The sequence below is a fragment of the Campylobacter sp. 2457A genome, assembly GCF_020135895.1.
GTDB lineage: Bacteria > Campylobacterota > Campylobacteria > Campylobacterales > Campylobacteraceae > Campylobacter_D > Campylobacter_D taeniopygiae.
In genome coordinates this window covers 1-322 of record NZ_JACHTO010000113.1, presented here as the reverse complement: position 1 = coordinate 322, position 322 = coordinate 1, and the positions used below count along the sequence as shown (strand labels likewise).

1 pseudogene is annotated in these 322 nt (G+C 23.6%); it reads right to left on the bottom strand.

From position 1 onward, the window contains the following. Positions 1-150 precede the first annotated feature (150 nt). Positions 151-322, bottom strand: a pseudogene (locus tag H2280_RS08575) (Cj0814 family flagellar-dependent secreted protein); the annotation flags it as partial.

Genomic DNA, 322 nt, shown 5'->3' with positions numbered 1-322 from the left:
AATTAAATACAAGCAAAATTTGTTCCACTTTGGATAAGTTTAAAAGTTTTTTATTTTTTAATATAATTTAATGATAATGTGTAAATTGGTAAAAAATTAGAATTTATAATTCAATTTAAGATAAATAAGTTTATTTATCTTAAAAATTTATCAAACCCTAGTTTGTCCTATAAGATTATTTAATCTATCCATTATAGATCCAACATAAGAATTGATACTTTCACTACTTGCTTTCCAGCCACTAGCTTTTGCTTGATTAAACTGATTATCAAACAAAGCTCCACCATAACCTATGTGATTTTGCCATTTAATTCCTTTTTTC